This is a genomic window from Streptococcus sp. CCUG 71758, from assembly GCF_011714815.1.
Classification (GTDB): Bacteria; Bacillota; Bacilli; order Lactobacillales; family Streptococcaceae; genus Streptococcus; species Streptococcus halitosis.
In genome coordinates this window covers 648,132-669,756 of the sequence record NZ_RXXO01000001.1, presented here as the reverse complement: position 1 = coordinate 669,756, position 21,625 = coordinate 648,132, and the positions used below count along the sequence as shown (strand labels likewise).

At 41.0% G+C, this 21,625-nt stretch carries 20 protein-coding genes; 17 read left to right on the top strand and 3 right to left on the bottom strand.

The window, feature by feature from the left end; all coding sequences use genetic code 11:
• The first annotated feature begins 1 nt into the window (after nucleotide 1).
• From rpoD to EKB01_RS03310, 8 genes are all read left to right on the top strand, one after another.
• Nucleotides 2-1,111: an RNA polymerase sigma factor RpoD gene (rpoD, locus tag EKB01_RS03345; protein WP_000201893.1), complete on the top strand. Its 1,110-nt coding sequence runs from the start codon at nucleotides 2-4 to the stop codon at nucleotides 1,109-1,111.
• A 14-nt stretch (nucleotides 1,112-1,125) separates the two neighbouring features.
• The gene (locus tag EKB01_RS03340; RefSeq protein ID WP_033584109.1) at nucleotides 1,126-1,455 is read left to right on the top strand and encodes a metal-sulfur cluster assembly factor; all 330 of its coding nucleotides are present in this window, start codon (nucleotides 1,126-1,128) and stop codon (nucleotides 1,453-1,455) included.
• A gap of 112 nt (nucleotides 1,456-1,567) precedes the next feature.
• Nucleotides 1,568-2,611 (top strand): glycosyltransferase family 4 protein, encoded by a 1,044-nt coding sequence (locus EKB01_RS03335; RefSeq protein ID WP_208288051.1) that lies wholly within the window; start codon nucleotides 1,568-1,570, stop codon nucleotides 2,609-2,611.
• An 8-nt stretch (nucleotides 2,612-2,619) separates the two neighbouring features.
• On the top strand, nucleotides 2,620-3,945 hold the full coding sequence (locus EKB01_RS03330) for a glycosyltransferase family 4 protein (RefSeq protein WP_109289954.1): 1,326 nt from the start codon (nucleotides 2,620-2,622) through the stop codon (nucleotides 3,943-3,945).
• A gap of 20 nt (nucleotides 3,946-3,965) precedes the next feature.
• Nucleotides 3,966-4,154 carry a PspC domain-containing protein gene (locus EKB01_RS03325; RefSeq protein ID WP_000735791.1) on the top strand — a complete coding sequence of 63 codons (189 nt, stop codon included), beginning with the start codon at nucleotides 3,966-3,968 and terminating at the stop codon, nucleotides 4,152-4,154.
• A 29-nt stretch (nucleotides 4,155-4,183) separates the two neighbouring features.
• Nucleotides 4,184-4,318, top strand: coding sequence for a DUF4044 domain-containing protein (locus tag EKB01_RS03320; RefSeq protein WP_000863851.1), 135 nt, complete (start codon nucleotides 4,184-4,186; stop codon nucleotides 4,316-4,318).
• Nucleotides 4,319-4,389: 71 nt separating this feature from the next.
• On the top strand, nucleotides 4,390-5,700 hold the full coding sequence (gene obgE, locus EKB01_RS03315; protein ID WP_084854109.1) for a GTPase ObgE: 1,311 nt from the start codon (nucleotides 4,390-4,392) through the stop codon (nucleotides 5,698-5,700).
• Nucleotides 5,701-5,709: 9 nt separating this feature from the next.
• Nucleotides 5,710-5,874: a hypothetical protein gene (locus EKB01_RS03310; protein ID WP_000502578.1), complete on the top strand. Its 165-nt coding sequence runs from the start codon at nucleotides 5,710-5,712 to the stop codon at nucleotides 5,872-5,874.
• 35 nt (nucleotides 5,875-5,909) lie between these two features.
• Here EKB01_RS03310 and EKB01_RS03305 read toward each other — a convergent pair whose 3' ends face one another.
• Together EKB01_RS03305 and EKB01_RS03300 are read right to left on the bottom strand one after the other, a co-directional pair.
• Complete coding sequence (locus EKB01_RS03305) at nucleotides 5,910-6,380, bottom strand: arginine repressor (RefSeq protein ID WP_007519472.1); 471 nt, start codon at nucleotides 6,378-6,380, stop codon at nucleotides 5,910-5,912.
• Between the two features lie 18 nt (nucleotides 6,381-6,398).
• Nucleotides 6,399-8,672 carry a Xaa-Pro dipeptidyl-peptidase gene (locus EKB01_RS03300; protein ID WP_109289955.1) on the bottom strand — a complete coding sequence of 758 codons (2,274 nt, stop codon included), beginning with the start codon at nucleotides 8,670-8,672 and terminating at the stop codon, nucleotides 6,399-6,401.
• A gap of 395 nt (nucleotides 8,673-9,067) precedes the next feature.
• On the opposite strand from EKB01_RS03300, the gene EKB01_RS03295 reads away from it, so the two are divergent.
• From EKB01_RS03295 to sdbB, 9 genes are all read left to right on the top strand, one after another.
• Nucleotides 9,068-12,169: a DNA polymerase III subunit alpha gene (locus EKB01_RS03295; protein WP_167265661.1), complete on the top strand. Its 3,102-nt coding sequence runs from the start codon at nucleotides 9,068-9,070 to the stop codon at nucleotides 12,167-12,169.
• 80 nt (nucleotides 12,170-12,249) lie between these two features.
• A complete protein-coding gene (pfkA, locus tag EKB01_RS03290) occupies nucleotides 12,250-13,257 on the top strand; it encodes a 6-phosphofructokinase (RefSeq protein WP_000820879.1) in 1,008 nt (335 codons plus the stop codon).
• Nucleotides 13,258-13,321: 64 nt separating this feature from the next.
• Nucleotides 13,322-14,827 (top strand): pyruvate kinase, encoded by a 1,506-nt coding sequence (pyk, locus tag EKB01_RS03285; RefSeq protein WP_084872981.1) that lies wholly within the window; start codon nucleotides 13,322-13,324, stop codon nucleotides 14,825-14,827.
• Between the two features lie 159 nt (nucleotides 14,828-14,986).
• Nucleotides 14,987-16,246, top strand: coding sequence for a UDP-N-acetylglucosamine 1-carboxyvinyltransferase (locus EKB01_RS03280; RefSeq protein WP_084872983.1), 1,260 nt, complete (start codon nucleotides 14,987-14,989; stop codon nucleotides 16,244-16,246).
• Between the two features lie 15 nt (nucleotides 16,247-16,261).
• Nucleotides 16,262-16,813, top strand: a complete 552-nt coding sequence (locus tag EKB01_RS03275) for a GNAT family N-acetyltransferase (protein WP_061588124.1) — start codon at nucleotides 16,262-16,264, stop codon at nucleotides 16,811-16,813.
• Nucleotides 16,806-18,083, top strand: coding sequence for a CBS-HotDog domain-containing transcription factor SpxR (spxR, locus tag EKB01_RS03270; RefSeq protein WP_084872986.1), 1,278 nt, complete (start codon nucleotides 16,806-16,808; stop codon nucleotides 18,081-18,083). The genes EKB01_RS03275 and spxR overlap by 8 nt, the downstream gene beginning before the upstream one ends.
• 15 nt (nucleotides 18,084-18,098) lie before the next feature.
• Nucleotides 18,099-18,959, top strand: coding sequence for a methionyl aminopeptidase (locus EKB01_RS03265; protein ID WP_061588126.1), 861 nt, complete (start codon nucleotides 18,099-18,101; stop codon nucleotides 18,957-18,959).
• A 127-nt stretch (nucleotides 18,960-19,086) separates the two neighbouring features.
• Nucleotides 19,087-19,794, top strand: a complete 708-nt coding sequence (ccdA2, locus tag EKB01_RS03260; protein ID WP_084872987.1) for a thiol-disulfide oxidoreductase-associated membrane protein CcdA2 — start codon at nucleotides 19,087-19,089, stop codon at nucleotides 19,792-19,794.
• A gap of 11 nt (nucleotides 19,795-19,805) precedes the next feature.
• Nucleotides 19,806-20,351: a thiol-disulfide oxidoreductase-associated lipoprotein SdbB gene (gene sdbB, locus EKB01_RS03255; RefSeq protein WP_084872989.1), complete on the top strand. Its 546-nt coding sequence runs from the start codon at nucleotides 19,806-19,808 to the stop codon at nucleotides 20,349-20,351.
• Between the two features lie 34 nt (nucleotides 20,352-20,385).
• On the opposite strand, the gene pbp3 is transcribed toward sdbB, so the two are convergent.
• Nucleotides 20,386-21,621, bottom strand: a complete 1,236-nt coding sequence (gene pbp3, locus EKB01_RS03250) for a D-alanyl-D-alanine carboxypeptidase PBP3 (protein WP_084938542.1) — start codon at nucleotides 21,619-21,621, stop codon at nucleotides 20,386-20,388.
• Nucleotides 21,622-21,625: the final 4 nt, after the last annotated feature.

Here is a 21,625-nt window from a genome sequence, read left to right as displayed (position 1 = left end):
AATGGCAACAAAACAAAAAGAAGTAACCACATTTGATGTGCAAGTAGCAGACTTTATCCGTAACCACAAAAAAACAGGAACAGCAACAGACGACGAAATCAATTCAAGTCTGGTTATTCCTTTTACTTTGGATGCAGACGGCATTGAAGACCTTTTGCAACGGATTCAGGATGCTGGAATTTCTATCACAGATAATGAAGGAAATCCAAGTGCGCGTGTTCTTAGTACAGAAGAAGAACCAGAACTCAGTGATGAGGACTTGATTGGCTCAACTTCTGCCAAGGTTAATGACCCAGTCCGTATGTATTTGAAGGAAATCGGGGTCGTTCCTCTCTTGACCAACGAAGAGGAAAAAGAATTGGCCCTAGCTGTTGAGGCTGGTGATATCGAGGCCAAACAACGTCTTGCCGAAGCCAACCTTCGTTTGGTGGTTTCTATCGCTAAGCGCTACGTAGGGCGTGGCATGCAGTTTCTTGACTTGATCCAAGAAGGAAACATGGGCTTGATGAAGGCTGTTGACAAGTTTGACTATTCAAAAGGATTTAAGTTTTCAACTTACGCAACTTGGTGGATTCGTCAGGCAATCACTCGTGCCATCGCTGACCAGGCTCGTACCATTCGTATCCCTGTCCACATGGTTGAAACCATTAACAAGCTTGTCCGTGAACAGCGGAATCTCCTTCAGGAATTGGGGCAAGATCCAACTCCTGAACAAATCGCTGAGCGTATGGATATGACACCTGACAAGGTCCGTGAAATCTTGAAAATCGCTCAAGAACCAGTATCACTTGAAACACCGATTGGTGAAGAGGACGATAGCCATCTTGGGGACTTTATCGAAGACGAAGTGATTGAAAATCCAGTAGACTACACAACTCGTATCGTTTTGCGTGAGCAGTTGGATGAAGTCTTGGATACTCTTACAGACCGTGAAGAAAACGTCTTGCGCTTGCGTTTCGGACTAGATGATGGGAAAATGCGTACTCTTGAAGATGTTGGTAAAGTCTTTAACGTGACTCGTGAGCGTATTCGTCAGATTGAAGCCAAGGCTTTGAGAAAATTGCGTCAACCAAGTCGCAGCAAACCACTTCGTGATTTTATTGAAGACTAAGAGTGAGGAATAACATGACTTATACAGAAGAGCAAATTGAAACGATCAAAACACGCATTTTAAATGCCTTGGAAGAGGTCATCGACCCTGAGTTGGGAATTGATATTGTCAACCTAGGTTTGATTTACGAGATTCGTTTTGATGGTGAAACAGGTCACACGGAAATTGATATGACCTTGACAACTATGGGTTGCCCACTGGCTGACCTCTTAACAGACCAGATACACGATGCGATGACAGAGGTGCCTGAGGTAACCAATATCGAAGTCAAATTGGTCTGGTATCCAGCCTGGACGGTTGAAAAAATGAGTCGCTATGCGCGTATCGCCCTAGGAATTAAGTAATCGATTGGAAAATTACGAGAGACGATTGGAAAAGAGAGGGGCTCCTCCATTTTCCTCTGGTCTCTTCTTTCTTTTACTGATTTTCTTGAAATAAAATGGTATAATGAGTAATATGGAAAACAAAAAATTGCGTATTAATATGCTAAGTTCAAGTGAAAAAGTGGCTGGTCAAGGAGTATCAGGAGCTTATAGAGAATTGGTTAGTCTCCTTCACCGTGATGCCAAAGATCAGTTAATTGTTACGGAGAATCTTCCTGTAGAGGCAGACGTAACCCACTTTCACACCATTGATTTCCCTTATTATTTATCCACATTTCAAAAGAAACGCTCTGGGAGAAAAGTTGGCTATGTGCATTTCTTGCCTGAGACACTCGAAGGGAGTTTGAAAATTCCATTTTTCCTAAAAGGAATTGTCAAACGCTATGTTTTTTCCTTTTACAATCGGATGGAACACTTGGTGGTGGTCAATCCCATGTTTATCGAGGATCTAGTTGCTGCGGGTATTCCACGAGAAAAAATAACTTATATTCCCAATTTTGTAAACAAAGAAAAATGGCATCCATTACCAGCTGAACAAGTTGCACAACTTCGTGAAGAAATGGATCTCGCAAAAGATCAGTTTGTCGTGGTTGGTGCGGGCCAGGTTCAGAAACGAAAAGGGATAGATGATTTTATCCGTCTTGCTGAAGAATTGCCAGAAATTACCTTTATCTGGGCTGGTGGTTTTTCATTTGGTGGAATAACAGATGGTTATGAACGCTATAAGAAGATTATGGACAATCCACCTAAAAATCTAATTTTCCCAGGTATTGTGTCACCGGAGAGGATGCGGGAACTGTATGCTTTAGCTGATTTGTTCTTACTACCTAGCTATAATGAACTATTCCCTATGACCATCTTAGAGGCAGCTAGTTGCGAGGCTCCTATTATGTTAAGGGATTTGAACCTGTATAAGGTCATTCTTGAGGGAGATTATCGTGCTACAAGTGATGTCTCTGAGATGAGAGAAGCAATCCTAGAATATAAAGAAAATCCTGAAGCGTTGAAAGAATTGAAAGAAAAAGCTAAAAGGATATCCAAGCAGTATTCAGAAGAGCGTTTACTGGGAATTTGGTTAAAATTTTATCGGGAACAGGCTGCTCTAGGTAAAAAGTGAGGTAATCTATGCGAATTGGTTTATTTACAGACACCTATTTTCCTCAGGTTTCCGGGGTTGCGACCAGTATTCGAACCTTGAAGACAGAGCTTGAGAAGCAAGGCCATGCAGTTTTTATCTTTACAACAACAGATAAAGATGTGAACCGCTACGAGGATTGGCAAATTATTCGAATTCCGAGTGTTCCTTTCTTTGCATTTAAAGATCGACGATTTGCCTATCGAGGTTTTACAAAGGCACTTGAAATCGCCAAGCAGTATCAGCTCGATATCATTCATACCCAGACAGAATTTTCACTTGGATTATTAGGGATTTGGATCGCACGAGAATTGAGAATTCCTGTTATCCATACCTACCATACCCAGTACGAAGACTATGTGCATTATATTGCTAAGGGGATGTTGATTCGTCCAAGTATGGTAAAATATCTGGTACGTGGTTTCCTTCGTGATGTAGATGGAGTAATCTGCCCTAGTGAGATTGTTCGGGACCTTTTATCTAAATACAAAGTGAAGGTTGAAAAACGTGTCATTCCAACCGGAATTGAGCTAGCTAAGTTTGAACGGCCTGAGATTAAAGAGGAAAACTTGCAAGAACTTCGTTCGAAGTTAGGTATTCAGGAAGGCGAGAAAATGCTACTGAGTCTTTCTCGTATCTCCTTTGAGAAGAATATCCAAGCAGTCCTAGATGCTTTTGCTGAAGTATTGAAAGAAGAAGATAAGGTGAAGCTGGTCGTTGCTGGAGACGGTCCTTATCTGGACAGTCTGAAAGAGCAAGCAGTGAAATTAAACCTGCAAAAACATGTGATTTTTACAGGTATGATTGCTCCAAGCGAGACAGCCTTATACTATAAGGCTGCAGATTTCTTCATCTCTGCCTCAACGAGTGAAACTCAGGGCTTAACCTATCTAGAAAGTCTAGCCAGTGGAACGCCTGTTATCGCTCATGGCAACCCCTATCTTGATAACCTGATCAATGATAAAATGTTTGGTACCCTCTACTACGGAGAACGAGAGCTTGCGGGAGCTATCCTTGAAGCATTAATCGCTACTCCTGATATGTCTGAACAAAAGTTGGCGGATAAGTTGTACGAAATTTCGGCTGAGAACTTTGGAAAACGAGTACATGAGTTTTACCTTGATGCCATTATCTCAAATAACTTTGAACATGAATTGCATGATGGAAAACCTGTCAGTCAGCGCTTTTTAAAAACGATTTTATATCTACCCCAACAGGCTGTTACAAGTCCAGTAAAAGAGTCTAAGCGTATTTTGCGGGCTTCTCGGAAGCAATTATCCAGCATCAGAGATTATTGGAAAGATGAATTCAAATAATAGAATAAGAGGAAAATATTATGAAAAAATTAATGCGAAGTGGAAAAAACCAAATAATTGGTGGAGTCTGTGCAGGAGTTGCCCATTATTTTGATATTGACCCAACAATTGTTCGTGTTGTTTGGGGTGTTCTTGCATTTTGTTATGGAGCAGGAATCCTTGCTTACATCATTTTATGGGTGGTTGCACCGGTTTCGACAGACTATTAAATTAGAATTATATAGAAAAAGGAGAAGTTATGGCTTTTGGAGATAATGGAAAACGTAAAAAAACATTGTTTGAGAAAGTGACACTTGTTGTCGTGCTCATCATGTTGTTTGTAACCCTTGCTGGTATCTTTGCGACAGCACTTGGAGCGTTTAGCAGATTCTAAGCAAGCTGCGAGAATAGAAACAATAACTAATGACTGGGTTCTCCCCAGCCTTTTTAAAGTGAGAAGAAAATATGAGTATGTTTTTAGATACAGCCAAGATCAAGGTCAAGGCTGGTAATGGTGGCGATGGCATGGTTGCCTTTCGTCGTGAAAAATATGTCCCTAATGGCGGTCCTTGGGGTGGTGATGGTGGACGTGGAGGTAACGTTGTTTTCGTGGTAGACGAAGGCTTACGTACCTTGATGGATTTCCGCTATAACCGTCATTTCAAGGCTGATTCCGGTGAAAAAGGGATGACCAAAGGAATGCATGGACGTGGTGCAGAAGACCTTCGTGTTCGTGTGCCACAGGGAACTACTGTACGTGATGCAGAAACAGGTAAAGTCATTACAGACTTGATTGCACATGGTCAAGAATTTATCGTGGCTCATGGCGGTCGAGGCGGTCGTGGGAATATCCGTTTTGCAACACCAAAAAATCCTGCGCCTGAAATCTCTGAGAATGGAGAACCAGGTCAAGAACGTGAGTTACAACTGGAATTGAAGATTCTAGCGGATGTTGGTCTAGTCGGTTTCCCATCTGTCGGAAAGTCAACATTGCTTAGTGTCATCACTTCAGCTAAACCTAAGATCGGTGCTTACCACTTTACGACGATTGTCCCTAATTTGGGCATGGTTCGTACGCAGTCAGGTGAATCTTTTGCAGTAGCAGATCTTCCAGGTTTGATTGAAGGGGCTAGTCAAGGTGTTGGTCTTGGAACCCAGTTTCTTCGTCATATCGAACGTACACGAGTTATCCTCCATGTCATCGATATGTCAGCTAGTGAAGGACGTGATCCTTATGAGGATTACCTTGCTATCAATAAGGAATTAGAATCTTATAACCTTCGTCTCATGGAACGTCCACAGATTATTGTGGCCAACAAGATGGATATGCCTGAAAGTCAGGAAAATCTGAAAACTTTCAAGGAGAAGTTGGCAGCAAACTACGACGAGTTTGAGGAACTTCCAGCCATCTTCCCTATTTCTGGATTGACCAAGCAAGGTTTGGCAACTCTTTTGGATGCGACAGCTGAATTGTTGGACAAGACTCCAGAATTTCCGATCTATGATGAGTCTGATATGGAAGAAGAGGCATACTACGGCTTTGATGAGGAAGAAAAGGCCTTTGAGATTAGTCGTGATGATGATGCTACATGGGTACTTTCTGGTGAAAAACTCATGAAACTCTTTAACATGACCAACTTTGACCGTGACGAATCGGTCATGAAGTTTGCTCGCCAGCTTCGTGGTATGGGGGTTGACGAAGCCCTTCGTGCGCGTGGAGCCAAAGATGGCGATTTGGTCCGCATCGATAAATTTGAGTTTGAATTTGTAGACTAGGAGATTGATATGGGAGATAAACCGATATCATTCCGAGATGCAGATGGAAATTTTGTTTCTGCAGCAGATGTGTGGAATGAAAAGAAACTAGAAGAATTGTTTAATCGTCTCAACCCTAAACGTGCTCTTCGATTGGCACGCACAAAGAAAGAAGAAACACAGTCCAAGAAATAAAAAATTCCCGTGATCTTTTGATCACGGGATTTGTGTTATTCGCCAAAGAAAAATGGTGGTGCGTATTTTTTAAGGCTTTCAAAACAAGCTTGCGCTTTTGTAGCATCTTCACAGATAATCATGCAGACATCATCTCCACAAAGCGTTGCAATGACATCTGGAAAGTCCAAGGAATCAATTACAGATCCAAATGATTGGGCTAAACCGGGTAAAGTTTTCAAAATAACTTGGTGTTGGACAGGACGCAACATAACAAGAGCATCTTCCATATAATTTTCGAGACGTTTTTCCCACTTGGAGATAGAACCTGTATTTAGCACGTAGTAAGAATTATCTTCTTCTCGTACTTTTGAAAGGTTCATGGTTTTGATATCGCGTGATAAGGTTGCCTGTGTAACTTGGATATCGTTTTCGGCTAACAAGGCTTGTAATTCCGCTTGGGTATGGATTTTGTTTTTTGAAACGAGGGCACGAATAAGTTGGTGTCTGTGTTCAGATTTGTTCATAAGTGTTAATAGCTCCTTTTATGAGGGAATAGTGATAGTAGACTGTGCTAAATCAACAGTCAACTGATAGTCTGTATTATCTCGAATTGTAATCTCAAAGTCTGTTGTGTAGAGAACCAAGCGGAGAGTGTCTCCTTCTTTAAGTTTGTAGATAGTTGGTTGAAGCTCTAGCTTGAAATCCATCCATTCATTTGGTTGAATTTCTTCGATTGTCAAGAGATCATCTCGGTTTTGAAGATTGAGGTAGCCTTTGGTGATGACACGTTGGGCACTTGGGTTGAATGGCAGTTCACAGAGATTTTCTAACATGTGGTAACGACCATTGTCAATGGTTCGGACTGATTGAACCGCTGGATAGGGTTGAAGGTACTTCTGTTGTCCTAGTTGGAGGACTTGAGCAGACAATAAGCCCTTGTTTGTACTTGATTTGACACGAAGTTTCAGCTCCACTCGACCATTTAAGTGAATGTCTTGACTTACTGGAAGGTCAATGGTGATCTGATTAGCTTTTCCTTGGTAAAGTTCAGTGTTAAAGGTCTGGTAAGTCTTGCCATAACGCTCAAAATCTTTTTGATCATACTGGTTTTGAATCACTTTTTCCTCATTACCAAGAGAGAAGGTATGCAGTTCATCTTGTTTGCCAAAGTTATCAAGTCTCTGCCATGTTTGCGGTGCGGTATTGTCCTGCCAGATGACAGTAGGAAGTTGATAGCCTGAGTCAAGTCCTAACAATTTCTTACTCAACAAGGCATTCATGGACTCGCGGAAGTCAATTGACTGCCAGTTGTTCATATAGACATGGGCACCATGATGGAAAAAGAGGTGCTTGTTGATATGAGTTGGAAGGGCATGAAACATCTGGTAAACATGAAGAGGTTTGACGTTCCAATCCTGAGAACCATGCGTAAAGACGACCTCAGCTTGAACATTGTGAGCATTGAGTAGATAGTTGCGGTCATGCCAAAACTGATTGTAGTCACCAGTCTTGCGATCTAATTGTTCTTTTACCTTCTCTAAGTCTGCCTGATGAACTCCATTGCCACTAATATAATCACCAGCTAGGAGATTACGGGAGTAGGTCAATTCAGCAAGTGAGTCAAAATCCTCACCTGGATAACCATCTGGGCTAGTCACCAAACCATTTTCCCGATAGTAGTTGTACCAAGAGGAAATACCTGCTTCAGCGATAATGACCTCTAAGCCATCAACACCAGTGGTGGCGAGACCATTGGACATGGTGCCTAGATAGGAAATTCCTGTTGTTGCAACTTTGCCGTTTGACCAATCAGCCTTGACTTGACGTTTGCGTGTGTGGTCTGTGAAAGCACGGCAACGACCATTAAGCCAGTCAATCACGTTTTTATATGCTTCAATTTGCCGGTAGTCCCCATTGGTCATGAGACCTTGGGAATCTTTGGTTCCAACACCCGATACATAGAGATTGGCAAATCCACGTGGGAGGAAGTAGTCGTTGAGAGTGTATGAGCTATTGATATGAGCTAACTTTTCTTCAGCTTCAGAGACGGGTTCAGCTTGGCCGATAGGCTCGACTAAATTCAGCTTGGGCTCCTCAAGCTGAATGGTGTGGGCAGGTTTGACCTCAAGCTCCCCTTCCATTTTGTAGAGAGCTTTATCGCTAGCTTTGACGTTGGTCCCTTGGTGATAAGGGCTGGCAGTCATAACTGAAGGAATTTGTCCATCATAACGCGGGCGAATAATGCTGACCTTGACTAAGTCAGGGAGACCGTCTTTATCAGTATCCACACGACTCTCGACATACACGACTTCACGAATGACATCATGAGTAGAGAAGGTTGCCAAGCTCTTACCGTTAAAGTAGTGGTAGTGATTGTCTTCTAAAATGAGTCCGTCACTAACAAATTGGTCGATGAGCGTATTTCCTTTTTTCGTTCGCGTATTGAGTAACTGATAAAGATTTTCGATGAGATCTCCATAAACAATAGGAAATCCAGTTTCTTTACGGAATTGTTCGGCGTCCTCAAAGTCAACAAGATAGTTAAACCCTAAAAGTTGAAAAACTACCGTGTAGAAAACATCAGCAGTTAAATCACGCTCTGATTGGAAAAAAGTTAATAGATCTGTTTCGTTATCCGCAGCCAAAGTGGATAAGGCATAATCCGTGTTAGAATAAGTGAAAAAACTCCAACGGATGAAGTCTTCAAATTGCTTTTTTAAGGGCAGTTGAGGGGACAATTCCAGACCAAGACTTGCTAATTCATCTAATTGTTGAGAACTAAAGGTCGGAAGATAGCTAAATTGATTAAAACGCATGGTTCTCTCCTTTGAAAACAGACTGAATTTATTATATCAAAAAATAAGGAAAAATGGAATAAATAAACTTTAATGCAAGAAATTTCGTGAAGCGGAATACCTATTTAGTAAGTTATTATAAAATGATGAATAAATACTATAATAAAAAGCTCTTTCTTAGAATTTTTTATATGTGAAATTGCATATAGAGTCCGGCTTTATTATACTTTACTTAGTATAAAAATGTCTAAAATGACATTCAAATCCATCTTATAATATTAAAAATTAAAGGGAAGAAAGACGGAGAGGGTGTAAATGCTGATGTTAAAAAGAAAGCATCCGAGTTGCTTCAATATCCAACTTTAAATGGTATAAATGGTATAATAGTAGTAAAACGAAAGCAAGGAGGAGAAGAAATGATTGCACAGCTCGACACCAAGACTGTTTATAGTTTTATGGAAAGTGTGGTTTCGATTGAAAAATATGTACAAATGGCTAAAGAATACGGCTATTCTCACCTTGCTATCATGGATGTGGATAATCTCTATGGAGCCTATCATTTTCTAGAAGCAACTCGTAAGCATGGCATTCAACCTTTAATTGGTTTAGAAATGACCTTGGTCAAAGATGAGGAGAATCTCTCTCTACGTTTTCTAGCCCTATCCACTAAAGGTTATCAAGAGTTGATGAAGTTATCCACTTTAAAAATGACTGGACGGAAAAATTGGTCTGACTTCACCTCCCACCTCGAAGATGTTGCTATTATTGTTCCCTATTTTAATGGGGTCGAACAGTTAGATTTAGGCTATGACTATTATATCGGTGTCAGTCCAGATACTCCTCAAGAAGTCTTTACTAGATCTATTCTTCCACTCTATCAAGTCAACTCTTTTGAAAAAGAAGACCTACAGGTTTTACAAATCTTGTCAGCAGTCAAGGATAATGTCAGCCTAAGAGAAGTGGATCTGCATTCACAACAGGGGATCTTTCTAACTGCCTCAGATTTAGAAGCTCGGTTTAAAAATCGCTTCCCTCAGGCGCTTGCCAATCTCCAGGATTTGATAGAGAATGTAAGCTATCAAATCGACCCAAGTTTAAAACTTCCTCGCTTTAATCCTGAAAGACCAGCGGTGGAAGAGCTTCGAGCAAGAGCTGAGAAAGGCTTGATTGACAAGGGGCTAACCTCAGCTATTTATCATGAGCGACTGAATGAGGAATTAGCTGTGATTCATGATATGGGATTTGACGACTATTTTCTTGTAGTTTGGGATTTGTTGCGTTTTGGACGTTCCCAAGGGTACTATATGGGAATGGGGCGTGGGTCTGCTGTGGGTAGTCTAGTAGCTTACTCACTGGATATTACAGGAATTGACCCGGTTGAAAAGAACCTGATTTTCGAGCGCTTTTTAAATCGTGAGCGTTACACCATGCCTGATATCGATATCGACATCCCTGACCTCTATAGACCAGAGTTCATTCGCTATGTTCGTGATCGGTATGGTAGTCAACACGTGGCACAGATTGTCACTTATTCGACCTTTGGAGCAAAACAGGCAATTCGTGATGTTTTTAAACGCTATGGCGTTCCAGAGTACGAATTAACAAATATTACGAAAAAAATCAGTTTCCGAGATACGCTAACGACAGCCTATGAAAAGAATTTGCAGTTTAGGCAGATTATCAATAGCAAGATTGAATACCAAAAAGCTTTTGAGATTGCTCGAAAGATAGAAGGGTATCCTCGTCAGACCTCTATTCATGCCGCTGGGGTCGTTATGAGTGACCAAGATCTGACAGACTATATCCCGCTCAAATACGGTGAGGATATGCTGATCACCCAATATGATGCACATGCAGTTGAAGCTAATGGCCTTTTAAAAATGGATTTCCTTGGTTTACGTAACCTGACTTTCGTACAAAAAATGCAGGAATTACTAGCAGAATCAGAAGGTATTCATCTGAGAATCGAAGAGATTGATTTGGAAGATAAGGAAACGCTGGCCCTCTTTGCTGCTGGAAATACCAAGGGGATTTTCCAATTTGAACAACCTGGTGCCATTCGACTCTTGAAACGAGTTCAGCCACAAGTCTTTGAAGAGGTAGTAGCCACAACCTCCCTCAACAGACCAGGAGCTAGTGATTATATTGATAACTTTGTCGCTCGGAAGCACGGCAAAGAAAAGGTGACGGTGCTGGATCCTGTCTTGGAGGATATTCTGTCATCAACTTATGGTATTATGCTCTATCAAGAGCAGGTCATGCAGGTAGCTCAGCGATTTGGAGGCTTCAGCCTTGGTAAAGCTGATATTCTCAGACGAGCCATGGGTAAGAAAAATGCTAAAGAGATGCATTTGATGAAGGAAGATTTTATCACAGGAGCTATGAACTTGGGGCATTCAGAAGAAAAAGCTAACCAAGTCTTTGCAGTGATGGAAAAGTTTGCGGGCTATGGATTTAACAGATCCCACGCTTATGCCTACTCAGCGCTGGCTCTCCAGCTTGCTTATTTCAAGACACACTATCCTGCTATTTTCTTCCAAGTCATGTTGAATTATTCCAGTAGCGATTACATTGTGGATGCATTGCAGATGGGCTTTGAAGTAGCCCCGTTAGCAATCAATAGCATTCCCTATCACGATAAAATTGCTCAGAAGAAAATATATCTTGGTCTAAAAGCCATTAAGGGCATCCCAAGAGATTTTTCTTACTGGATCATCGAAAATCGTCCTTTTTCAAGTGTGGAAGATTTCGTCACACGTCTTCCCAAGAATTACAAGAAACTGTCGCTTTTGACTCCTTTGGTTGAACTAGGGCTTTTTGATGAATTTGACAAGAATCGTCAGAAAATTTTAGTGAATCTGCCAAACCTATTTGTTTTTGTTGAGGAGTTGGGAGGACTATTTGCAGATGCAAGCTATAGTTGGACTGAGGTAGATGATTTTACTGAAGCAGAGAAATTTTACAAGGAGCAGGAACTAATAGGGGTTGGTATCAGTGCCCATCCTTTACAAACACTTGCCAAACAAGCTCTTTATCCGACAACCCCCATTGCTACAATCACTGAGGGGAGTCATGTAACTCTTCTAGTTGAAGTGCAAAAAATAAAAGTCATTCGAACTAAGAAGGGCGAGAGTATGGCCTTTCTACAGGTTCATGACAGTAAGTCTCGACTGGATGTGACTGTATTTTCAGATCAGTATCGAAAATACGCTTCCATCTTATCTGAAGGAAAATTCTACTACATCAATGGCAAAGTTCAATCACGAGATGGTCGTCTGCAAATGATTGCACAAGATTTGAAAGAAGCAGTCGCTGAACGATTCTGGATTCAAGTTAAAAATCATAAATACGATAAAGAAATTTCAACTATTTTAGAACAACATAAAGGCTCTATTCCTGTAATTATCAGGTATGTTGAGGAAGAGAAAACCATTGTTTCCTCCCAACATTTTGTAAAAAAAGATCCCCTTTTACAGGAAAAATTAGAAGGAATTGTTATGAAAACGATTTATCGCTAAAAATACGGAAAATAGAAGAATTTTCCAATTAAATGTGGTATAATCAGTAAGAATGTTAAAAGAAAAAGGAGCATAACCAAATGAAACGTATTGCTGTTTTGACCAGTGGTGGAGACGCCCCTGGTATGAATGCTGCCATCCGTGCAGTAGTTCGCCAAGCAATCTCAGAAGGAATGGAAGTTTTCGGTATCTATGATGGGTATGCAGGTATGGTTGCCGGCGAAATTTATCCACTTGATGCTGCTTCAGTAGGAGACATCATTTCCCGTGGTGGTACTTTCCTTCACTCTGCTCGTTACCCTGAGTTTGCACAACTTGAAGGTCAACTTAAAGGGATTGAGCAGTTGAAAAAACACGGTATCGAAGGTGTCGTTGTTATCGGTGGTGACGGTTCTTATCACGGAGCTATGCGCTTGACTGAGCATGGATTCCCTGCTATCGGACTTCCAGGTACAATCGATAACGATATCGTAGGTACTGACTTCACAATCGGATTTGATACTGCAGTTACTACTGCAATGGATGCAATCGATAAGATTCGTGATACATCATCAAGTCACCGTCGTACTTTCGTTGTTGAAGTAATGGGACGTAATGCTGGCGATATCGCACTTTGGGCAGGTATTGCAACTGGTGCTGATGAAATCATTATCCCTGAAGAAGGCTTCAAGATGGAAGATATCGTAGCTAGTATCAAAGCTGGTTATGAATGTGGTAAAAAACACAACATCATCGTTTTGGCCGAGGGGGTTATGTCTGCCGATGAATTTGGTAAGAAACTAAAGGAAGCAGGAGATACTAGTGACCTTCGTGTGACTGAGCTTGGACATATCCAACGTGGTGGTTCACCAACCGCTCGTGACCGTGTATTAGCGTCACGTATGGGAGCACACGCTGTTAAACTTCTCAAACAAGGAATCGGTGGTGTCGCTGTTGGTATCCGTAACGAAAAAATGGTTGAAAACCCAATTCTTGGAACAGCAGAAGAAGGAGCCTTGTTCAGCCTAACAGCTGATGGCAAAATCGTTGTTAACAACCCTCACAAAGCTGACCTTGAACTTGCTAGCTTGAATAAGAGCTTGTCATAATCAACTTTAACTAATCTGGTAAAATGACCATAAAAGGTCAAATTATATAAAGGAGTCACAAATCATGAATAAACGTGTAAAAATCGTTGCAACTTTGGGTCCTGCGGTTGAAATCCGTGGTGGAAAGAAATTCGGTGATGACGGATACTGGGGTGAAAAACTTGACGTTGAAGCTTCAGCAAAAAACATTGCTAAATTGATTGAAGCGGGAGCTAACACTTTCCGTTTCAACTTCTCACACGGTGACCACCAAGAACAAGGTGAACGTATGGCAACTGTTAAACTTGCAGAAAAACTTGCAGGTAAGAAAGTTGGTTTCCTTCTTGATACTAAAGGACCAGAAATCCGTACTGAGTTGTTCGAAGGTGAAGCTAAAGAGTACTCATACAAAACTGGTGAAAAAATCCGTGTTGCAACTAAACAAGGAATCAAATCAACTCGTGAAGTGATTGCTTTGAACGTTGCTGGTGCTCTTGACATCTATGATGACGTTGAAGTTGGTCGCCAAGTATTGGTTGACGATGGTAAACTTGGTCTTCGCGTTGTAGAAAAAGACGATGCAACTCGTGAATTTGTAGTTGAAGTGGAAAATGACGGTGTGATCGCTAAACAAAAAGGTGTAAACATCCCTAACACTAAAATTCCTTTCCCAGCTCTTGCTGAACGTGATAACGATGATATCCGCTTTGGTCTTGAACAAGGTATTAACTTCATCGCGATTTCATTCGTCCGTACCGCAAAAGACGTTAACGAAGTTCGTGCAATCTGTGAAGAAACTGGTAACGGTCACGTTCAATTGTTCGCGAAAATCGAAAACCAACAAGGTATCGACAACTTGGATGAAATCATCGAAGCTGCTGATGGTATCATGATCGCTCGTGGTGACATGGGTATCGAAGTACCATTCGAGATGGTTCCAGTTTACCAAAAAATGATTATCACTAAAGTTAACGCAGCTGGTAAAGTCGCCATCACAGCGACAAACATGCTTGAAACTATGACTGAAAAACCACGTGCAACGCGTTCAGAAGTATCAGACGTATTTAACGCTGTTATCGATGGAACTGACGCAACAATGCTTTCAGGTGAGTCTGCAAATGGTAAATACCCACTTGAGTCAGTTACAACAATGGCTACAATTGACAAGAACGCTCAAACTCTTCTTAATGAATACGGACGTTTGAACTCAGATTCATTTGAACGTAATTCTAAGACAGAAGTTATGGCTTCAGCAGTTAAAGATGCTACAAATTCAATGGACATCAAATTGGTTGTAACTCTTACTAAGACTGGTCACACAGCACGTTTGATTTCTAAATACCGTCCAAATGCTGATATCTTGGCATTGACATTTGACGAATTGACAGAACGTGGATTGATGTTGAACTGGGGTGTTATCCCAATGTTGACAGATGCTCCATCATCAACTGACGATATGTTCGAAATTGCTGAACGTAAAGCAGTTGAAGCAGGTCTTGTAGAATCTGGTGATGATATCGTTATCGTTGCAGGTGTACCAGTTGGAGAAGCTGTTCGTACAAACACAATGCGTATCCGCACTGTACGTTAATCTAACATTACAAAGCCTATCATATCAAGCTTTATTGCTTGTGTGATAGGTCTTTTTTTATCAAAATGGAATGTTTAATTAATAGGAATGGGAAAAAATTGAAAATTATGGTATAATAGAATGAAAAGACCTTTTTAGTAAATTTTGAAAGAGTAAAACATGAGAAAAATTGTCATCAATGGTGGACGTCCATTGCAAGGTGAGATCACCATTAGTGGTGCTAAAAATAGTGTTGTAGCGCTTATTCCAGCCATTATCTTATCGGATGATATTGTCACTTTAGATTGTGTTCCAGATATTTCAGACGTTGCTAGTCTTGTCGAAATCATGGAGATCATGGGAGCATCTGTTAAGCGATGTGACGATGTCTTGGAGATTGATCCAAGAAGGGTTCAAAACATTCCGATGCCTTATGGCAAGATTAATAGCTTGCGTGCTTCTTATTATTTCTACGGAAGTCTTTTAGGTCGCTTTGGTGAAGCTACAGTTGGACTTCCTGGTGGATGTGATCTGGGGCCTCGTCCGATTGACCTTCACTTAAAAGCCTTTGAAGCTATGGGGGCTAAGGTGAGCTACGAGGGAGATAATATGAATTTATCTGCCCAAGGCAAGGGGCTTCACGGAGCAAGTATTTACATGGACACTGTTAGCGTTGGTGCAACGATTAACACCATGATTGCCGCGGTTAAAGCAAAGGGACGTACTGTCATTGAAAATGCGGCCCGTGAACCAGAAATCATCGATGTGGCTACCCTTTTGAACAACATGGGGGCCCATATTCGTGGTGCAGGGACTGATATTATCATTATTGATGGTGTTGAGAAACTTCATGGGACGCGTCACCAAGTCATTCCAGACCGTATCGAAGCTGGAACCTATATTTCACTTGCTGCAGCGGTAGGAAAAGGAATTCGCATTAACAACGTTCTCTATGAGCACTTAGAAGGTTTTATCGCCAAACTAGAAGAAATGGGCGTTCATATGACGGTCTCTGAGGATAGTATCTTCGTTGAAGAACAGTCTGATTTGAAGGCTATCAATATTAAAACAGCTCCCTATCCAGGGTTCGCAACCGATTTGCAACAGCCTATCACGCCACTTTTACTAACTGCGCAAGGTCGTGGAACGATTATTGATACGATTTATGAGAAACGTGTCAATCATGTCTTTGAGTTAGCAAAAATGGATGCGGATATTACGACTACAAATGATCACATTATCTACAACGGTGGTCGTAAGTTACACGGGGCAAGTGTAAAAGCTACAGACTTGCGAGCTGGTGCAGCACTTGTCATCGCTGGTTTGATGGCTCAAGGCCAGACTGAAATTACGAATATTGAGTTTATCCTTCGTGGCTACTCAGATATTATTGAGAAATTACGTAGTCTCGGAGCGGATATTACACTCGTTGAAGACTAAACCGTTGAGGTGATTATGAATATTTGGACCAAATTAGCAATGTTTTCTTTTTTTGAAACGGAGCGCTTGTATTTGCGTCCTTTCTTTTTTAGTGACAGTCAAGCATTTTACGAGATTGCTTCCAATCCTGAAAATTTGCAGTTTATTTTTCCTAGTCAATCAAGTTTAGAAGAAAGTCAATACGCGCTTGCCAACTATTTTATGAAGGCTCCTCTAGGAGTTTGGGCAATTTGTCTCCAAGGAAATCAGGAAATGATTGGCTCTATTAAATTTGAAAAGATTGATGAAATCAAAAAAGAAGCAGAAATTGGTTATTTCTTAAAAAAAGATTCTTGGTCACAAGGTTATATGACAGAAGTAGTTACCAAACTTTGTCAGCTTTCCTTTGAAGAATTTGGTTTAAAACAATTATCCATCATCACTCATCTGGAGAATCAAGCTAGCCAAAAAGTAGCCTTAAAATCAGGATTTAGTCTCTTCCGACAGTTTAAGGGGAGCGATCGCTATACACGAAAAATGAGGGACTATCTTGAATTTCGTTACGTAAAAGGAGATTTCAATGAGTAAACACCAGGAAATTTTGTCTTATCTGGAAGAGTTACCAATTGGGAAGAGAGTTAGTGTTCGAAGTATTTCAAATCACCTAGGTGTTAGTGATGGAACCGCCTATCGGGCTATCAAAGAAGCTGAAAATCGAGGAATTGTTGAAACTCGCCCCCGCAGTGGAACCATACGTGTCAAGTCAAAGAAAGTAGCTATTGAGCGACTAACCTATGCAGAAATTGCAGAAGTGACTAGTTCCGAGGTTTTAGCAGGTCAGGAAGGGTTAGAGAGAGAGTTTAGTAAATTCTCCATTGGCGCCATGACTGAGCAGAATATCCTCTCTTATCTCCATGATGGGGGACTTTTGATTGTAGGTGACCGTACTCGTATTCAACTTTTAGCACTTGAAAATGAAAATGCAGTCCTTGTAACTGGTGGTTTCCATGTCCAAGATGATGTATTGACTCTTGCCAATAAAAAAGGTATCCCAGTTCTGAGAAGTAAGCATGATACCTTTACAGTCGCAACCATGATTAACAAAGCTCTCTCAAATGTTCAAATCAAAACAGACATTTTAACAGTCGAAAAGCTCTATCGTCCGAATCATGAGTATGGCTTTTTGAGAGAAACGGATACAGTCAAAGACTACCTGGACTTGGTACGTAAGAACAGAAGCAGCCGTTTCCCAGTCATTAACCAACACCAAGTGGTTGTTGGGGTTGTTACTATGCGTGACGCAGGAGATAAATCCCCCAGCACAACGATTGACAAGGTGATGACACGTAGTATCTTTGTAACAGGCTTAGCGACCAATATTGCCAATGTTAGTCAACGGATGATCGCAGAAGACTTTGAGATGGTTCCCGTTGTCAGAAGTAACCAAACCTTGCTCGGTGTCGTAACACGACGAGATGTCATGGAAAAGATGAGTCGTTCTCAGGTTTCAGCTTTGCCGACCTTCTCAGAGCAAATCGGGCAAAAACTGTCTTATCATCATGATGAAGTCGTTATTACTGTTGAGCCCTTCATGCTGGAGAAAAATGGGGTCCTTGCTAATGGAGTCTTGGCTGAAATCCTCAACCATATGACCCAAGACCTCGTTGTCAATAGTGGACGTAATCTCATCATTGAACAGATGTTGATTTATTTCTTGCAGGCTGTGCAGATAGATGATACTTTGCGGATTCAGGCTCGGATTATTCACCACACGAGACGTTCAGCTATTATTGATTATGATATTTATCATGGGCATCAGATTGTTTCAAAAGCAAATGTTACGGTTAAAATTAATTAGAATCTAGGAGAAAAAATGATAACTTTAAAATCAGCACGTGAAATCGAAGCCATGGACAAGGCTGGTGATTTCTTAGCAAGTATCCATATCGGCTTACGTGATTTGATTAAGCCAGGCGTGGATATGTGGGAAGTTGAAGAGTACGTTCGTCGACGTTGCAAAGAGGAGAATTTTCTTCCTCTACAGATTGGCGTGGATGGCGCAGTCATGGATTACCCATACGCTACCTGTTGTTCTCTCAACGACGAAGTTGCTCATGCTTTTCCACGTCATTACATCTTGAAAGATGGCGATTTGCTCAAGGTTGACATGGTACTGGGTGGTCCGATTGCCAAATCTGACCTCAATGTATCTAAACTCAACTTCAACAATGTTGAGCAAATGAAAAAATACACCCAAAGTTATACTGGTGGTTTAGCTGACTCATGTTGGGCTTATGCGGTTGGTACACCGTCTGAAGAAGTGAAAAACTTGATGGACGTGACCAAGAAAGCTATGTATATAGGGATTGAGAAAGCAGTTGTTGGCAATCGCATCGGTGATATTGGTGCAGCCATTCAAGAATACGCTGAAAGTCGCGGTTATGGTGTCGTACGTGATTTGGTTGGTCATGGTGTTGGTCCAACTATGCACGAAGAGCCAATGGTTCCTAACTACGGTATAGCAGGCCGTGGGCTCCGTCTCCGTGAAGGAATGGTACTAACTATTGAACCCATGATTAATACTGGTGACTGGGAAATTGATACAGATATGAAGACTGGCTGGGCTCATAAGACTATAGATGGCGGCCTGTCTTGCCAATATGAACATCAGTTCGTGATTACCAAAGACGGCCCTGTTATCTTGACTAGTCAAGGTGAAGAAGGAACGTATTAAAATAAAGGGAGCTTAGCTCCTTTTTTTGTGTCATATTTAGTCAAAATAAATAAGCGTAGCAGACTTCTTACAAATTTATTCTTTTGTAGTAAAATAGGATTAGAATTTTGAGGAAGTAGGTAATTCGTTGGAGTCGATTATATTTCTAGTATCCGTTTTTTTAGCAGGTATCCTGTCCTTCTTTTCACCCTGCATCTTTCCTTTGCTACCAGTCTATGCTGGTATTTTACTGGATGATCAGGGAAATTCGAAAAGCTTTCGCTTTTTTGGAAGAGACGTTGCATGGTCAGGTTTAATTCGAACCTTGTGCTTTATTGCTGGAATCTCCCTTATTTTCTTTATTTTAGGATTTGGAGCTGGATTCCTAGGGCACATGCTCTATGCAGACTGGTTTCGTTATGTTATGGGAGCAGTCATTATCCTCTTGGGCCTTCACCAGATGGAAATTTTGCATTTCAATAAACTGGAGGTTCAAAAGACAGTCACCTTCAAACAATCAAAACCTAATCACTATCTGTCAGCCTTTTTACTTGGGATAACCTTTAGTTTTGGTTGGACCCCTTGTATCGGACCAGTTTTGAGTTCGGTCTTGGCCCTAGCAGCTTCCGGTGGCAATGGTGCTTGGCAAGGAGCCGTGTTAACATTAGTATACACATTGGGAATGGCCCTTCCTTTCATTGTTTTGGCCTTGGCTTCGGGCTGGATTATGCCCTACTTTAGTAAATTAAAACCCCATATGATCATACTAAAGAAAATCGGGGGAGCTTTGATTATTTTGATGGGATTATTATTAATGCTAGGGCAGTTAAATGCCTTGTCAGGAATTCTTGGATAAAAGGAGAAAAAATGAAAAAAGTTATTTTTGCTGGATTGAGCCTCATGTCTCTATTCTTGTTGATTGCCTGTGGTGAAAAAGAAACCAGACAGACAAGCAGTCCAAAACAACCTGCTGTACAACAAATCGCAGTCGGTAAGGATGCGCCAGACTTTACCTTGCAGTCTATGGATGGCAAAGAAGTGAAGTTATCAGACTACAAAGGGAAAAAGGTCTATTTGAAATTCTGGGCTTCTTGGTGTGGACCATGTAAAAAAAGCATGCCTGAGTTGATGGAATTAGCTGCCAAACAAGATCGAGACTTTGAAATCTTGAGTGTCATTGCACCAGGTCTCCAAGGTGAAAAAACAGTTCAAGACTTTCCAAAATGGTACCAAGAACAAGGCTACAAGGATATACCAGTTTTATATGATACGCAAGCAACTACCTTCCAAGCCTACCAAATTCGTAGTATTCCAACGGAATACTTGATTGACAGTCAGGGTAAAATCGGAAAAATCCAATTTGGTGCTATTAGCAATGCTGATGCAGAAGCAGCGTTTAAAGAAATGAAATAAAATAAAGAAAAAATCGCGATTGTTCGCGATTTTTTTATAGTTTTTCATTGATAAAGCGGATAAATTGATTCCACCAAACCTTCAAAAAGAAGGCTTTTTCTACTTTCTTTTCAGAAACCATTTCAAAAGATGGTTTTTCAGAAGTGAGATAACCTTGACCGACCAAATCCTGATCGTCATAGGTTAGAGTACCGACAACCTTGCCTTCTTCCAGTGGAGCTATTTCTGATTTTGATGTGAATTGAAGAGCTGATGTTGTTTCACTTCCAACTCGTTGGACGATTGCAATATCTGACTTAGCAATTGCGGCTACCTTATCTTCTTTCCCGTCAAGGACTGTCACTTTACTATCTTTATAGGTTTCGCCTTTCTGAACGACAGTTTTTAAAGCAAAGTTCGCAGAAACATAATCTAAAAGTGAAGAAGTTGCAGTAAAACGTGCATAAGGGTTGCTATCTTGTTGGTCCGCATTTAAAACAACCGTAATGATACGCATTCCTTTTTCAACGGTTGTTCCAACGAAAGAGGCACCGGCTTTGTCGGTAGTACCTGTTTTTAAACCGTCGACACCACCACGATAGGCTGGCATTCCTTCCAACATATAGTTGGTTGAGTGGATTTCAAGTCCAGCAAAAGTAGAAGTTGGCTTTTTAGTGATTTCCAAAACTTGAGGATAATCTCGGATGAGATTACGAGCGACGATTGCAACGTCGTATGCACTCAACTTGTTTTCATCGTCTTTTTTAGAACCAGGATAGATATTATCGCCAAGGGTCTCATTATTTAAACCAGTAGTGTTTACAATAGTTGCATCTTGGATTCCCCATTCAAGAAGTTTAGCCCTCATCTTGTCTACAAAGTCTTTCTCAGAACCAGCAATCTTTTCTGCTAGCGCAATCGCAGCGCTGTTTGCACTGGATACCATTGTAGCCTCTAATAGTTGTTCAACAGTATAATTTCGAGCTTCCATAGGGACGTTACTGGCCTCAGAATTAGTTGTAAGTTTGTAAGGATAGTCCGAAATATCAACAGGTGTTGACAGACTGATAGTCCCTTGTTCCAAGGCTTCATAGACCAAATAAACTGTAACTAGTTTCGTAATAGAAGCAATTTCTACAGGCTGATTTGCATCTTTTTCGTAGAGGATTTTTCCAGTTGTAGCCTCGACAGCAATGGCATGTTTAGCAGCAACGTCAAACTCCTGAGCAGAAACAGTAGAAGCTGTTCCAAAAACAAAAAGTGTTATAAAAGATAAAATTATTTTTTTCATATTA